Origin of the sequence: Massilia eburnea, from assembly GCF_009720745.1 — a bacterium.
Taxonomy (GTDB): domain Bacteria; phylum Pseudomonadota; class Gammaproteobacteria; order Burkholderiales; family Burkholderiaceae_D; genus Rugamonas; species Rugamonas eburnea.
Window position 1 is genome coordinate 54,595 of sequence record NZ_WNKX01000026.1, and the last position, 15,281, is coordinate 69,875.

Sequence of the window (15,281 nt, forward strand, 5' to 3'; positions counted from 1 at the left end):
GCTATCATCGTCCTGCAGTCACTCTTCCGAAAGGATGTGCCGTGCAGGACGATTCCAGCAAGCCCTTGCCGCCTTTACGGTCGCAGTTTGCACTGCTGGCCGCAGCCTGCGCCGCGCCGGCCTTGCTCGGCATAGTGCTTTTGCTGGCATTTATCCAGCAGCGCGAGCTGGGACGGGCCGAACTCGAAACCTTGCGCATCGAACGCGCCGCGGCGGCGATCGTCGATCGCGAGCTGTTGGCTGCCGAAGCGGCGGCCATTGCGCTGGCCAGCAGTCCCAGTGCCCGCAACGGCGACCTGGCAGCGCTGCGCAGCCAGGCTGTCAGCGCCCTGCCGTCCGGCCTGCCGCATCAGTCGCATTTTGTCCTGACCGAATATAACGCGCCCCAGCTCCTTGCCGGAAAAGCCCTTGAGATCGACCGTGCAGCGAACGCTGCGCGCGTCAAGATTGGCGCCAACGCGCGTTCCGCCATCAGCCTGTTGCCGGCCAACGGCAAGGAGCGCGCCCACCTGGCCATCGACGTACCGCTGCAGCGTCCCGGCAGGCCGCTTGCAGTCTTGAGCGTGCTGCTGCCGGCCGATGCGCTCGACAAAGTCGCCGACGAAGTGCGCCTGCCATCCGGCACCGTCATCGCCGTGCTGGCGCAGAACGGCCTGCTGCTCGCCCGCAGCGGCGACGATGGACGCGCCAGCGGCCAGCCGGCGAACGAGGCGCTGCACGGCCTGCCGCTGCAAACGGCCTACCTGCGCAGCGCGGACAGCCCGTGGAGCGTCACTGTCGCCGCTCCCGCAGTGGAAGCCCTGGGTGCATTCGATACCCTGCTGCTTGGCCTGCTCGCCTTGCTGGCGGCCCTGGTCCTGGCCGGCCTGGGCGCAGCGGCCCTTGCGGCGCGCCGCATTGCGCGTTCGATCGATGCGCTGCAGGGGCCGGCCCTGGCGCTGGCCAGCGGCACGCCGGTGGAACTGCCCGAGATGGCATTCCGCGAGGCGCAGCAACTCGGCGCCACCCTGCAGCAGCTCGACCGCGACCTGACGCGCCACCGCCAGGACCTGGAACGGGTGGTGCAAGAGCGCACCGCGCAGCTGGAGAATTCAAACGCCCTGCTCGAAACCATCTACGCCACGGCGCCGGTCGGCCTGAGTTTCGTCGATACCCGCCTGCGCATCCTCATGATCAACGACTACCTGGCCAACCTGAACGGCATGCCGGTCAACGAACATATCGGCCGGCGTTTCGATGAAGTGATCGAAGACCGCAACCTGGTGGCGCAAGTCAACCAGGCCTACCGCCGCGTACTCGCCACCGGCGAGGCGGTGCCCAATGCGGAACTGACCGGTGCGCCGGCCTCCCGTCCCGGCCGCAGCGGCCATTTCATCGCCGGCTATTATCCGGTCTTCGGGGCCGATGGTGCGATGGTCGGCATCACCTCCATGCTGATGGATATCTCGCAGCAGAAAGACACGGAAGCCGCGCTGCGGCGGTCCAAGGCGCTGTTCATGTCGGTGCTGGAAAACATGCCGGCCATGGTCTTCGTCAAGGATGCGCAGCAGCTGCGCTTCGAACTGCTGAACCGCCAGGGCGAGCTGCTGCTGGGCCGCCCGCGCGAAGCCCTGCTGGGCAAGAGCGACAGCGATCTTTTCAGCCCAGAGCAGGCTGCGGCCTACCAGCAGGCCGACCGCAAGGTCCTCGCTTCCGAGGATGTGCTGGAAATTCCCGAGGAAACGGTACGCACTGCCGGCGGCGAGATGCGCTACCTGACCACGCGTAAAGTGGCCCTGCGCGACGAACAGGGCACGGCCACCCACCTGCTCGGCATCTCGCTCGACATCACCGAACGGAAACGCGCCGACGAAGCCCTGCAGCAGACTTCACTGAGCCTGGCGCGCAGCACTAGCTTCCTGCACACGGTGACGGAAAACCTTCCCGGCCTGGTGGCTTACTGGGATGCAGACTTGCGCTGCCGCTTTGCCAATAAGTTCTTCCTGGCCTGGTTCGGCAAGACGCTGGAACAGGCCATGGGCGAGACCATCGACCAGATACTGCCGGCCAGCCTGCTCGGCCAGATCAGGCCATTGATCGACGCCGTCCTCGGTGGCAGCCCCCAGCACTTCCTGCGCGAACTCGAACTGCCTTCAGGCGAAATGCGCTACGCCTGGATCAACTTCATTCCCGACCGCGGCGAATCGGGCGACGTGCGCGGCTTCTTTGCCTTAGGCTCCGACGTGTCTGAACTCAAGCGCAGCGAACTGAAATTGCAGGAATTGAACGAACAACTGATGCGGGCGCGCGACCGGGCCGAGGCGGCCAGCCGGGCCAAGAGCGAATTCGTCGCGAATATGAGCCATGAGATCCGCACGCCGATGAACGCCATCACCGGCCTGGCGCGCCTGCTGCAGGAAGCGCCATTGGAACGGCGCGAGCGCAGCTACGTCAGCAAGATCCAGCTGGCGACGCAAAGCCTGCTGGGCGTGGTGAACGACGTGCTGGACTTTTCCAAGATCGAAGCAGGCCAGCTGCAGCTGGAGCAGGCACGCTTCAACCTTGCGCAGCTGCTGTCCGCCACCGCGGTCCTGATCGCCAACAACGCCTGGGACAAGGGTGTCGAGCTGGTATTCGACCTGGCGCCCACCCTGCCCGAGGAAATGATGGGGGACGCGATGCGGCTGCAGCAGGTGCTGCTCAACCTCCTGAGCAATGCGATCAAGTTCACCGAGCGGGGCGAAGTCGTGCTGTCGGTGCGCGAGGCCGACAGCAGCGCCGATTGGCTGACCCTGGAATTCACCGTGCGCGACACCGGCATCGGCATCCCGGCCGAACAGCAGCTGCATATGTTCGATGCGTTTTCACAGGGCGACAGCAGCACCAGCCGCCGCTACGGCGGCACCGGCCTGGGCCTGGCCATCGCACGCCGCCTGTCCGACCTGATGGGCGGCGTGATTGGTGTCGAAAGCCGCCTGGGGAAAGGCTCCACATTCCGCTTTGTCTGCCCTTTGCAGCGCTGCGCCGCCTGCACCGAGCCGCAATTCCCGGCCAGCCTGCGCCGTCTTTCCGTGCTGGTGGTGGACGACAACGCCAGCGTGCGCCAGGCGCTGCACGGCATCGGCCAGTCCCTGCAATGGGCCGTGATGACTTCAGCCAATGCCGCGGAAGGCCTGCAAGCCTTGCGCAGCGGGCATTACGACCTGCTGCTGGCGGACAGCGCCATGCCGGGCACGGACGGCATTGCCATGCTGGTTGAAGCACGCGCCGACGCCGCCTTGGCCCTGCCCAAGGTCGTGATGATGGCCTCCGAGCGCTCCAGCGAAGACTTGCAGCAGCTGGCCGACAGCCTGCAAATCGACGCGGTATTGTCCAAGCCCTTCACGCCAGGGAGCGTACGCGATGCCACCCTGGCCGCCCTGACGGGTGCGAACCAGCCGGAACACCGCAGCAGCCACGCCGCCCTCTCCGGCAGCCTGGCCGGCATGCGCGTCCTGCTGGTCGAAGACAATGAAATCAACCAGGAAATGGCGCGCTATATCCTGCTCCATTGCGGCGCCCTGGTGGAGGTGGCCGCCAACGGCGAAATCGCGCTGGACCTGCTGCGCGACGACCCGCAGCGCTTCGATGCAGTGCTGATGGACCTGCAGATGCCTGTCATGGACGGCTACCATGCCACCGAAGCCATTCGCGCCATGGGCTTGCGCTCGCTGCCGATCATCGCCATGACGGCCAACGTCATGCAGGAAGACCGCCAGCGCGCCATCGAAGCCGGGGTTGACGCCCACATCGCCAAGCCGATCGACGTCGATGAATTGATCGCCACCCTGACCCGCCTGGCGCCCCTGCATCCCGAACTGGCGGCCGGTCCGCCGGGCGCGGCGCGCAGCGCCGGCCACGGCGAGGGGCATCCGGCCAGCCTGCCCGGCATCGACCTTGAAGCTGCGCTGCGCCGCGTGGCCGGCAACTATGCCGCCTTCGCCAGCCTGCTCAAACGCTTCGAGAATTCCCAGGGCGACGCGGTGCGCGAGGTCCGCGAATGCCTGGCGCAGGACAAGCGCTATGCCGCCACCCGCGTGCTGCACCGGCTGAAAGGGGTGGCAGCCAACCTGGGAGCGACCGAAGTCGCCCGCCTCAGCGCGCAGGCGGAAACCGCCGTCGCCGAAGGCCAGGACAGCTCCGCGGCCGCCCTGCTGCTGTCGCTGGAACAGGCGCTGGCCGTGGTCACTACAGCAGCACGGGAGCTGCCCGCCCCGGTGGCAACGGCCGCGGGCAGCGTCCCGACCGCCAGCCTGCCGCAGGCCCTGAACGACTTGCTGATGCTGCTCAGGAATAGCAATATGCGCGCGCTCGCCGCTTTCAAGGCCGTCAGCCCGCTGCTCGAGCAGCGCAGCCCCGACTTGCTGCCGGGCCTTGCGAACGCCATCGAAACGCTCGACTTTTCCAGCGCCGAACTGCGTCTGCAGGAGATCATGAAGCGGGAGGAAACCGCATGACATGGACCGACCAGGCGCGCAACGGGCGCCTGCTGATCGTCGACGACGCCATGGAGAATATCCAGATCCTCAACCACGTCCTGGGCGAGGAGCATGAAGTCCTGTTTGCGATGAATGGCGTCAAGGCGTTGGAACTGGCGCGCCAGCACCGCCCCGACCTGATCCTGCTGGACGCCGTCATGCCCGAAATGGATGGCTACGAAGTGTGCGCCGCCCTGCGCGCCACCGAAGACCTGCGCGACATTCCGGTCATCTTCGTCACGGCGCTGACCACCCCGGAAGACGAAACGCGGGCCCTGGAAGCCGGCGCCGTCGATTTCATCACCAAGCCATTCAACGTCGCCGTGGTGCGCGCCCGCGTGCGCACCCACCTGACGCTCAAGCGACAGTCCGACGCCATGCGCGAACTGACCCTGACCGATGCGCTGACCGGCGTCGCCAACCGCCGCAGCTTCAACGATGCGCTGGACAACGAATGGCGCCGCTGCGCGCGTTCGCACACGCCGCTGTCGGTGATCATGATCGACATCGACCACTTCAAGCTCTATAACGACGCTTACGGCCACCAGGCCGGCGACATCTGCCTGCGGCAAGTGGCGAACGCCATGGTGCAATGCGCCGGCCGCACGCCCGACCTGCTGGCGCGCTATGGCGGGGAGGAATTCGTGATCCTGCTGCCCCAGGCAAGCGCAGAAGGCGCCGAAACGGTGGCCCAGCGCATCCTGGCGGCAGTACGCGAACTGGCGATCCCGCACCGCATGTCATCGGCCGGCGATACAGTGACCGTCAGCCTTGGCATCTCCACCATCGTGCCGGCCGAAGGCAGCTGCGACGCAGACTCGCTGGTGCGCGTTGCCGATGGCGCACTTTACGAAGCGAAGAAAGAGGGACGCAACCGCTACCGCATCGCACGCTGCGCTCAGGAATAGCGCCGCATCAGGAATTCCGCCACGCAGGCCGGTTTCCCGCTGCCTTCGCATTCGACGCTGACTTCCCACGCCAACTGATGTCCGCCTGCTACTGGCGTGATGCTGCGCAGGATCACATGCCCGCGCACGCGGCTGCCCACCGGCACCGGCGCTGGAAAGCGCACCTTGTCCAGGCCGTAGTTCAAGCCCATGCGCATGTCTTCCATGTACACCGCATCCTGCAGCAAGCCGGGCAGCAGGGACAGCGTGAGGAAGCCATGCGCCACCGTGCCGCCAAACGGCGATTCGGCTGCAGCGCGCAGGGGATCGGTGTGGATCCATTGCTCGTCGTTGGTCGAAGCGCCAAAGTTGTTCACCCGCTCCTGCGTGATGTCGACCCAGCCGGAGACGCCCACTTCCTGCCCTACCAGGGCTTCCAGCTCCGCCACATTACGTACCAACCGCGCCATTACGCCGCCTCCCTGAAACCCGGCTGCGCGATGAAGCGCTGCAGGTGATGGTCAGCATCGCCCAGCGTGAGCTCGATCATTGCCAACCGTTTGAAATAATGCGCGGCCGGAAGTTCATCCGTCACGCCCATGCCGCCGTGCAGCTGTACCGCCTGTTGTCCCACAAAGCGGGCGGCTTGGCCGACACGCACCTTGGCTGCCGAAACCACCCGGCGCCGTACTTCCTCATCCTGCGACGCAACCTTGACTGCGGCCAGCATGGCCAGCGAGCGGGCCTGCTCCAGATGGATGAACATGTCGGCCATGCGGTGCTGAAGCGCCTGGAACTTGCCGATCGGCGCGCCGAACTGCTGGCGCGTCTTGAGGTATTCCAGGGTGGCGGCAAAGATGGCATCCATTGCGCCAATCGCCTCTGCGCACAGCAGGCTTGCGCCGTAATCGGCTGCCGCCTCCAATACCGGCCAGCCTGCGCCCCGCACGCCAAGCAGCGTGCCCTGGGCGCCGTCGAATTCCACCGTCGCCGCGCGCTGGCCGTCGATAGTGCGGTAATCGCTTACGCGCACACCGGCCGCATCACGCGGGACCACGTAGAGCGAGATCCCGTCCATCTCGTACTGGCCGCCGCCGCTGCGCGCCGATACGATGAAGGCGCCGGCCTGTCCGCCATGCAGCACCACGGCCTTGCGCCCTGTGATGCGGCCAGCGGGATCGGCAGCAGTCAACACGTCGTTCAGCGCATGGCGGGCTTGCTGCTCGCCCAAGGCGCAGGCCAGCTTCAGCTCGCCGGCCGCAACGCGCTCCAGCATGGCCTCCTGTCCGCCAGCCAGTTTGAGGAACTGCGCACCGAGCACGGTGGCGAAGTAAGGCTCGACCACCAGGCCGCGCCCCAGTTCCTGCATCACCACCATCATGTCGACTGCACTGCCATTGAACCCGCCCTGTTCCTCAGGCACCGGCAGCGCCAGCATGCCCAATTCCACCAGCGTGGCCCAGGCCTGGCCTGAAACGCCGGCATCAGAGTGGACGATCTTCTTGCGCGCCTCAAAACTGTAATCCTTGTCGATCCAGCGGCGCAGCGCATCGGCAAATTGTTGTTGCTCTTCCTTGAATGTGAAGTCCATGCCGCCCCCTTACAGTCCCAGAATCATCTGGGTGATGATGTTCTTCTGGATTTCGTTCGAGCCGCCGTAGATCGAGGTCTTGCGAAGGTTGAAGTAATAAGCCGCGAGCGGCGCGGCATCGTCGTCCCCGCCCAGCGCATGTTCACGTTCGCCATCCAGGTAGGCAGGATCGAAAGGCAAGGCTTGCGGACCAAGCGCCTCCACCATCAATTCGGCCAGCGTTTGCTGGATCTCCGAGCCGCGTACCTTCAGTACGGAAGCCTGCGGCCCGGGGCCTTGCGCCTCCTGCGCGATGGCGCGCAGCACCGTCATCTCCAGCGCCATCAGCTCGATCTCAAGGTTCGCAACGCGGGCCGCAAACAAGGGCTTGTCGAGCTGTTGCCGTGCGATTTTCTTCAGGAACAGCAGCTCGCGTTTGGACCGTCCGACCGCCGCGATGCCGGTACGCTCATGCCCAAGCAGGTACTTGGCGTAGGTCCAGCCCTTGTTTTCCTTGCCGACCAGGTTCGCCACCGGTACGCGCACATTATCGAAGAAGACTTCATTCACCTCATGCTCTTCATCGAGCATGATGATCGGGCGCACGGTGATGCCCGGCGATTTCATATCGATCAGCAGGAAGGAAATGCCCTCCTGCTTGCGCACATGGGGATCGGTGCGCACCAGGCAGAAGATCATGTCGGCGTACTGGCCCAGCGTGGTCCAGGTCTTCTGGCCGTTGACGATATAGTGGTCGCCCTCGCGCACCGCCGTGGTTTTCAGCGAAGCGAGGTCGGAGCCCGCGCCCGGTTCGGAATAGCCCTGGCACCACCAATCGGTGCAGTCCAGGATGCGCGGCAGGTAATAGGCTTTCTGTTCTTCGCTGCCGAAGGCCATGATGACCGGCGCCACCATGTTCACGCCGAACGGCAGGATAGGCGGGGTGCCGGCGATTGCGCACTCCTCTTCCCAGATATGGCGCTGGGTGGCATCCCAGCCCGGCCCGCCGAATTCGATCGGCCATGCCGGCGCCACCCAGCCTTGCCTGGCGACGATCTGGTGCCAGCGCACATAGTCTTCGCGCTTCAGGCGCAGGTGCTTGCGGACTTTGTCTTGCAGGCTGGCCGGCAGGTTCGCTGCCAGGAAAGAACGCACTTCGGCGCGGAAGGCCTCATCCCTGGCAGAGTAATTCAAGTCCATGCTGTCTCCTTGGTTGGGTCGCACCAGCAAAATAGCACGACCGTTCCAAAGAGTCTACAGCGCTTTGCGCCTCCGCGCCACAAAGCCGATCAGGCCCAGCCCCGCGAGCAGCATCGCGTACTCGCCAGGTTCCGGCACAGGCGTTGAGATGCCGTCGAAATCCCGCCCAAACACCGTGACGTTCGAAATATCGGGATTGGCCTGGTTATTCCCGGTGAACCAGTCGATATGCCACGTACCGCTCAGGGTCTGCCCTGGATTGATCGACAGGTTATTGAGCAGGAAAGCGCCAGCGCCATTGCCCGCCTTGAGTGCCAGCACCAGGTCCAGCGCCACGTTTTGCGACGCGCTGCTGGTGACGGTCCAGGTCCCGCTGGTCCCGGTGCCCACGTCGAATGTGAAATTCAGCCCGCTCAATAAGCCGAATCCCGTGCTCGAGCCGCCCTCATTTTTGCCGAGCAATGTCCAGGCGCCGCTGCTGCCATAGCCGTCGAAGGCCGTGCCAAAACCGCTGGTATCACCGTTCGGGCCCGCTTGCGGATTCCAGGCCGGCGTAAACACGAAAGTGTCCGCAGCCTGCGCCGCGAGCATCACGTCGTCTGCAGTTGTATTACCGATGGTCGTCGCGCCGAAAGCGCTTGCCGCCAGGAGCATGCTGCTGGCGGCCAGTGCAAACTTCTTTGCAATGGATTCCATACCTATCCCCTTATCTAGGTTGAGACTGCCATTGCACTGTAGCGGTTTAGTGAGCTCGACGGAGTTCGATACCTTTCCGAAATATAGTCACGCGGCACGGTCGCGCCGCGCCAGGACAAGCACGCCCAGCCCCAGCAGCAGCATCAAGTATTCCCCCGGCTCCGGCACCGCAGCGACGTTGCGCGCAAATAAAGCCAGATTCGAAAAATCGGGAGTCGCGAGGTTATTTCCAGTGAACCATTCGATGCGCCAGCTACCATTCAAGGTCTGTCCGGCATTGATGGCCAGGTCATTGAACAGGAAGCCGGCGCCGCCGTCGCCCGCATGCATGGCAAGCACCAGGTCGAGCACCGTGCCCGCCGCGCCGGCATTGTGCACGGACCAGGTGCCTGCCGTGCCGCTGTTCATTGCAAAACCGAACTGCAGCGCACCGGCATTGCTGAACGCCGCATTCAAGCCGTATCGATCGAGCAGGGTCCACGGCCCGCTGCCGAAACCGTCGAAAACGCAGCCAAAGCCGCTGGTATCGCCATTGGGGCCGGAATGCGGGTTCCAGCCCGGCGTGAAGACAAAGGCATCGGCGTCCGCCCCGTTGAGCGTTACGTCATGGGTCGACGCATTGCCGATGACCGTGGCACCAAAAGCACTCGCCGCCAATACCAGGCTGGCGGCCGCCATCAGCAGTTTTCTTGCAATTGCGCACATGATAAAGCCCTCCTCTGGAAAAAGACCGGACCTTTCAACAGCTTAGGTAGCTCGGCAAGGATGGCTTTGTGCGGGCGCAAGCGGGCCGGAGCGAAAATAGCACGTGCATACAAAAAGAAAAACGCCGCGGATGGCCTATCCGCGGCGCCAATAAGGGGTATGTCATCAATTGTTCTCAGCAGCCATGCTGCCGGGCCGGCATGCGCCAGCACTTTCATCTTATCAATTTTCACACTTCAACACTCGATTTCTGCAATTCGTCGCAATTCAGTCCGGCGGCGCAGTGCGGGCCGATAGGATGCAAGCATTCAAACAAGCATGCATAACAAGGACAGCAATATGCGAAGCAAACTCACAATCGCCGCCCTCGTCGCCCTCAGCATGAGTGGCTGCGTCATCGTCTTGAACGACAATGACAACGTCAAAGGCAACGGCACGCCAACCACGGAAACGCGCAGCATTGCCAGCGCCACCGGCCTGCGCATCGAAAACCGTCAACGGGTCGACATGGAAGTGGAAGTACATGTTGGCGGCGCGCCACAGCTGGTGGTCGAAGGCGATGACAATCTGGTGCCGCTGGTGCACACCGAGGTCCGCGGCGACACCCTGCGCATCTGGGCCGAAGAACGCATGAGCAGCAGCCGGCCGATCCGCGTGCGCTACACCGCGCCGCGCCTGGAAAACCTCGAAGCCACAGGTTCCGTACGCACCCATGTGCAAGGCCTGTTGGGCGGACCGCTGGTGGTATCGCACACCGGCTCCGGCTATCTGGAACTGCGCGGCCAGGTCGACCGCCTGGACGTGCGCCACACCGGCTCGGGCCAACTCTATGCCGACGGCCTGGATAGCAAAACGGCCGCGGTCGACATGGTAGGCTCGGGCCGCGTCAACATCGGCTCAGTGCGTGGCGACTCCCTGCGCCTGTCCTCCTCGGGATCGGGCAGCTTCCAGGCACGCGGCATCGTGCATGTGCTCGACGTGCAGATGCAAGGCTCCGGCAGCGCCCAACTGAATGACCTGCGCGCCGACGAAGCGAACATCACCACCAACGGCTCCGGCGGCGTGCACGCCTGGGTGCAGAACAAAGTAGAAGCGCGCGCCAACGGCTCCGGCCACATCGCCGTCACCGGCAACCCCTCCCAGCGCAACATCTACGGCCGCAACACCTCCATTCAGTGATAAAAGTCGGGGTCAGCTCTGGCAATCGGACATTTTGCGCAGCAAAATGTCCGATTGCCAGAGCTGACCCCGACTTTTTAATCAATAGTGATGGGCAGGTCGCGGCCGGACGTGGCGGTGTTGCCGGCGTAGTCGGCGGCGTAGATGCGGAGCGTGTAGTTGCCAGGGGCGAGTTCGCTGATTTGCCAGCGGCCCGGTGTCACTTCACCATGTTCGAGGCGGCTCAGCAGTGAGTAGGTGAAGCGCGTGGCCTTGCTGCCGTAGACCGTGATGCCGCTGTCGGCGGAGTACACCACTTTCACGGCTTCGCGCTGTTTCGGCAACTGGTCGTAGGTTTGCATGATGCGGGGCTGTTCGTAGCCTGGCAACGGTGTGCCATCCGCTTGCAGCACTTGGTAGCCCAGCTTGTATAGGCCGAGCCGGCGCCGTGCGAGGTTGCCGTCCATCTGGTCGTAGGCGTCGACCACCACGTTCACTTCGCCCAATTCCCGTGGTACTTCGAGGCGTTTGCCCTTCTTTTCTGGCAGGCGCCTGTCGTTGGCGTCGTACAGGGCGATGCCCTGGATCGTTGGCGCTACCGTGTCTTGCAGGCCGGGGAAAGGCAGCGCGAGTGGATTCACGACGCGGCCACGGTCGAACAGGTCGAGGTGGACGTGGGCCATCTGGTTCACGACGCCCAGCTCGTCGCCTACGCCGAAGCGCGTTCCGCGCCGTACGCGAATGCGTTCCGGTTTGCCTTTGTCGTCCAGCAGGAGCTGGAAGCGTTCGTCGAGCGGCTTGTTCTTTTTGTCGCGGCCCACTTTCATGTGGATGTAGCTGGTGGTGCCGAGGTTGATGCCTTCCGATACCGTGCCGAAGGCCCAGTTGGGCAGCGGGTCGCTGACCTTGGCCTTTTCCACCACGTGCACGGAGCTGCCGACGTCCGCCTGTACGTCAAGCCCTGCATGAAAGTGGTGCCTGCTGTCGCCGTCATAGCTTCCCCTCACCTCGCCCATCAGGCCAACAACTTCGTGCGGCTGGTTTTGCGGCAGCACGGGCCAGGGCATGGGGGATTTGCTGCGCTGGTCCATCAGGCTGGTGTCAGGCGCATCGGCAGCTGTGGGCGCGGGCGCCGGTGCGAGCGCCGCGGCGTGGGCGGTCGTGATCAGCGCTAGCTTTACCCCCGGCTCGGAGGCTGGGACAATACGGTGCAGGCGCTGGGCCGGGCCGTCGGCCAGCAGCAGCGTGCCGTTGGCGGCCATGGCGAGGCTGCGCGGTCCGTAGCCTTGGATGATGCCGTCCATGCCGGTCGCAGGGTCTGCCGGGTGCTGCGCGTCGGGCAAGCCTGCCAGTGCGCCGTCGGGCGCCATTTGCAGCAAGCGGCCGCGCGAAGCGACCGCGATGTAGATGAATCCGTCATGCGTGAGCGCCAGCGCCATCGGCCGGCGCAACAGGGCATCCTTTTCGGTCGCAGGCGTCAGGGCCAGTGTGATCACTGATCCGTCGGGATTGATGCGGCGGATGGCGTCATTGCGCGAATCGGCGATGTAGATGCCGTCCTTGCCGACAGCGATGCCGCATGGTGTATCGAACTGCGCGGCTTCACCGATACCGTCGGCGAGATCTGGCTGTCCGTTGCCTGCCAGCGTGGTCACCGTGCCGTCAGGCGCGATACGCCGGATCCGGTCGTTATAGGTGTCGGCCACGTAGACGATGCCGTCTTCATCAACGGCTACGCCAACCGGTCCATTGAACTGCGCTTGCGCGCCCTGCCCGTCCGCGAAGCCGGCAATGCCGCTGCCGGCCAAGGTCGACACCGTGCCGTCGGCGGCAATTTTGCGGATGGCGTGATTACCGGTATCGGCGACATAGACATTACCTTTTTTGTCCAAGGCGATGCCGGATGGTGTGTTGAATGATGCGGCGGCGCCGACGCCGTCGCGGTAGCCTTCGGCCCCGCCGGCAATGACGCGCACGCTGCCATCAGGCGCCAGCAAGGACACGGTATTCCGCTCGCCGCCATCCGAGAAGTAGATATTGCCTTTGCCGTCGGCGGCCACGCCATAAGGATCGGCCAGCCCGGCATCCAGCACTGTCTCAAGCCGTGCAGGCCAACTGCGCTCGGTCGGCGCCGGCCCGCGCTTTATCTGCACAGGCGCCGGCGCCGCCGCGTGGGGCACGGACGGGCCATGGTAGTAGAAATAGCCACCGGCACCGGCAATCGCCAGCACCGCAGCACCAACAGCAGTCAATTTGATCGAGGTATGCACGGACAGGATTGTACCGCCTAGTTCTCCAGCTTCTCGCCACAAACGAGGCCGAGCAGGTTATCCAGGTCGCATGCCAGGCGCGCTTTTTTCTGGTTCTCCGCCTCCTGGCGAACGCCCTGCGGGTAAAAGCGGTAGGGATACTGGCGCATCAGGCCAAAAATCGGGGCCCAGTCTTCGGCCGGCAGCCATGCCACCAGCGCATGAAGCAGATCGTAGCCCCCGAGGTCTTCCATGGCTCGCGCCAGCCGCTCGTGATCGTAGAACAGGTGGGCAATCCGCTTGCGCTTTTCGGCCAAGGGCAAGTCCGACTTTCCGACGGCCGATATGGCCTCGCCGACCCAGGTTGCAGGTAAAGGGCCGGCCTCGATCTTCTGCAGCTTTTCCTTGTCGAGCGCCATCACTGCAGCCAGATATTCGCTTCGGCGCTCCCCAGCAAACCTGCGAAGGAAGTCGCTGTACGGCATGTAGTAGTATGGGTCGCCATCGGCCGGCCATTTGATGCCCTTACAGTTCTCTGCACCCGCAGCACTGCATTGCGCGAACAGCGCTTCCTGCAATTCGCGGCTATCGGGAGCGGCCAGGCGCCATTGGCCATCCTTGCGCTGCCACTCGTAGAGGAAAGGCAGCGCTTCAGGGCCGCTGCATTTGCCGGCCCGCTGCCCATTATCCAGGTAGTACAGCTGGCCGCTCACGTTGTCACGTACCGGGGCGGGAAAATTCAACGATGACAGGTCGATTTCGTGTTCGAGCTTGACGATGCCTTCCTTTGTATTCCGCCACAGCACCTGGTGCTCGGGCACGTCGGCACAGGATGGCGTGCTCTCCCACGTTGGACCGGTGAAACCGTCCACCAGTCCGGTCGGATATTCGGAGCGCGGCTCCCAGCTTGCCAATACTGCGCATTGCGCCTCGCCAGGTACCTCGACCAGGGAAATGCCATACAAGGGCACATCGGCAGTTGCAAAGTGCTTCAGCCAGGCGTCGTCCAGCGTGAATTTGCATTGCGGTGTGACGCTGCTGAAACGCGGTTTATCGGCCGGCTTGGCGATGTAGGGCTGCATCGCCAGTTTGGTGGCGGGCGCAAAATCCTTCATCTCAGCGGTCGCGATCCCGGAGACCTGGGCCTTGATGTCGCTGGCGCGCAGCCATTCAAGCTTGGCCTTCAGTTCTTTTTCGTCGAGCCGGCTGCAATAAGGGCTGCCGACCGCCGGTATGCGGTATGACTGCAGCACCATTCGCGCGGCCACCTGGCGGAAGTCGCTGAAATTCTTCTCCAGCGCCGGCCACTTGAGTTTGAGGTCCGCCGCCGTGCTTTCGGCCACCATACAGCCCAATGCGCGCTCCGCGCTGTCGTTGCGGTAGCCTGCCGCGACCAGCGCCGGCCACTGCTCAAAGGGAATCGTGGCCGCAAACCCGGCATCGTATTGGCCATTCCAGAATTTACCCAAATGGCGCCACAGCGTGCGCCAGGAGTCCGCCGGGACGTTACCTGCCTTGGCCAAGGCCGGCAACGCGACGCCATAGTGCTCCGCCAACATCCCCGCAGGCAGCGCCGCCAGCGCCTTGTCCAAAGCAGCCGGCGTCTTGGCGTTCTTGCCCACTGCCTCTTGCACCCGCTGATAGGGTGCGACATGGGGCGTAGCGGCTGCTGCGCCAGCCGGCACGACCGAGGTACGCTGGATTGCGGGCGGCGACATGCTGTACTTTTCCGACAACACCTTGCCCACTTTCGGCTGATTGAAGCGCACGCAGAGCTCCATCGCATCGGCGCCTTCCGCCTTCAGTTTTGGATCGGCGCCATGCTGCAGCAGCCACAGGGCCGTTGCCGGTTTGCCGGCGCGAATCGCATGGTGCAGCAAAGTGCCATTGTGGCGGTAGGCGTTGAAATCGGCGCCTGCCTTCTGCTGGCGCGCCAGGTAGGCGATCAGAGACTTTTCGCTGTCGGAAGAGAACCCCTCCGGCTCAGGCGTGTTCCAACTGCCAGTTTCCGGCTCGGCGCCAGGCATGGACAAGAGCGCGGCAAATGCCGCATCAGTTGCCCGACTGTTCGCCGCGTTCGCGAGCGGAAGGCTGAGACAGAAGGCAACTGCAAGCAAACGGCGGAGCATTCAGGTCCTTTCCAGGCGGAAAGTGTAGATATTCTCACAAGGAATGCGCTTATGGCAAAAAAAAGGTTCATCACGGATTGCTGTGATGTAGTCCTAAAAACAGGAAAGCGGTGAAGAAAAGTTAGACTTGTTGTGCGACCAACAAAACTCAACTTTACCCACCGCTTTCATGCAAGATAATAATCTCGACC

The 15,281-nt window shown here is 63.9% G+C and carries 11 protein-coding genes; 3 read left to right on the plus strand and 8 right to left on the minus strand.

What is annotated here, in order from left to right; all coding sequences use genetic code 11:
* Positions 1-41: 41 nt before the first annotated feature.
* Together GM658_RS24365 and GM658_RS24370 are read left to right on the plus strand one after the other, a co-directional pair.
* Positions 42-4,475, plus strand: coding sequence for a PAS domain-containing protein (locus GM658_RS24365; protein ID WP_170298948.1), 4,434 nt, complete (start codon positions 42-44; stop codon positions 4,473-4,475).
* Positions 4,472-5,404 carry a diguanylate cyclase domain-containing protein gene (locus tag GM658_RS24370; RefSeq protein WP_155456663.1) on the plus strand — a complete coding sequence of 311 codons (933 nt, stop codon included), beginning with the start codon at positions 4,472-4,474 and terminating at the stop codon, positions 5,402-5,404. Before GM658_RS24365 ends, GM658_RS24370 begins: the two co-directional genes overlap by 4 nt.
* Here GM658_RS24370 and GM658_RS24375 read toward each other — a convergent pair.
* The 6 genes from GM658_RS24375 to GM658_RS28930 all read right to left on the minus strand — a co-directional run bounded on the left by GM658_RS24375 (position 5,395) and on the right by GM658_RS28930 (position 9,772).
* Positions 5,395-5,853, minus strand: coding sequence for a MaoC family dehydratase (locus GM658_RS24375; RefSeq protein WP_155456664.1), 459 nt, complete (start codon positions 5,851-5,853; stop codon positions 5,395-5,397). The genes GM658_RS24370 and GM658_RS24375 overlap by 10 nt on opposite strands.
* Entirely contained in the window at positions 5,853-6,974 is a 1,122-nt protein-coding gene (locus tag GM658_RS24380) for an acyl-CoA dehydrogenase family protein (protein WP_155456665.1), read from the minus strand. The genes GM658_RS24375 and GM658_RS24380 overlap by 1 nt, the downstream gene beginning before the upstream one ends.
* Positions 6,975-6,983: 9 nt before the next feature.
* Positions 6,984-8,153, minus strand: a complete 1,170-nt coding sequence (locus tag GM658_RS24385) for an acyl-CoA dehydrogenase family protein (RefSeq protein ID WP_155456666.1) — start codon at positions 8,151-8,153, stop codon at positions 6,984-6,986.
* Positions 8,154-8,207: 54 nt separating this feature from the next.
* Positions 8,208-8,849 (minus strand): PEP-CTERM sorting domain-containing protein, encoded by a 642-nt coding sequence (locus tag GM658_RS29425; protein WP_229417049.1) that lies wholly within the window; start codon positions 8,847-8,849, stop codon positions 8,208-8,210.
* Between the two features lie 87 nt (positions 8,850-8,936).
* Positions 8,937-9,554 (minus strand): PEP-CTERM sorting domain-containing protein, encoded by a 618-nt coding sequence (locus GM658_RS24395; protein ID WP_155456667.1) that lies wholly within the window; start codon positions 9,552-9,554, stop codon positions 8,937-8,939.
* A complete protein-coding gene (locus tag GM658_RS28930; protein WP_170298949.1) occupies positions 9,527-9,772 on the minus strand; it encodes a hypothetical protein in 246 nt (81 codons plus the stop codon). Before GM658_RS28930 ends, GM658_RS24395 begins: the two co-directional genes overlap by 28 nt.
* Before the next feature lie 121 nt (positions 9,773-9,893).
* Between GM658_RS28930 and GM658_RS24400 the strand changes: the two genes are divergently transcribed.
* Positions 9,894-10,733 (plus strand): GIN domain-containing protein, encoded by an 840-nt coding sequence (locus tag GM658_RS24400; RefSeq protein ID WP_170298950.1) that lies wholly within the window; start codon positions 9,894-9,896, stop codon positions 10,731-10,733.
* A gap of 77 nt (positions 10,734-10,810) precedes the next feature.
* Here GM658_RS24400 and GM658_RS24405 read toward each other — a convergent pair whose 3' ends face one another.
* Positions 10,811-12,982: an SMP-30/gluconolactonase/LRE family protein gene (locus GM658_RS24405; RefSeq protein ID WP_371865253.1), complete on the minus strand. Its 2,172-nt coding sequence runs from the start codon at positions 12,980-12,982 to the stop codon at positions 10,811-10,813.
* Positions 12,983-12,999: 17 nt separating this feature from the next.
* Positions 13,000-14,988, minus strand: a complete 1,989-nt coding sequence (locus GM658_RS24410; protein ID WP_170298951.1) for an ankyrin repeat domain-containing protein — start codon at positions 14,986-14,988, stop codon at positions 13,000-13,002.
* Positions 14,989-15,281: the final 293 nt, after the last annotated feature.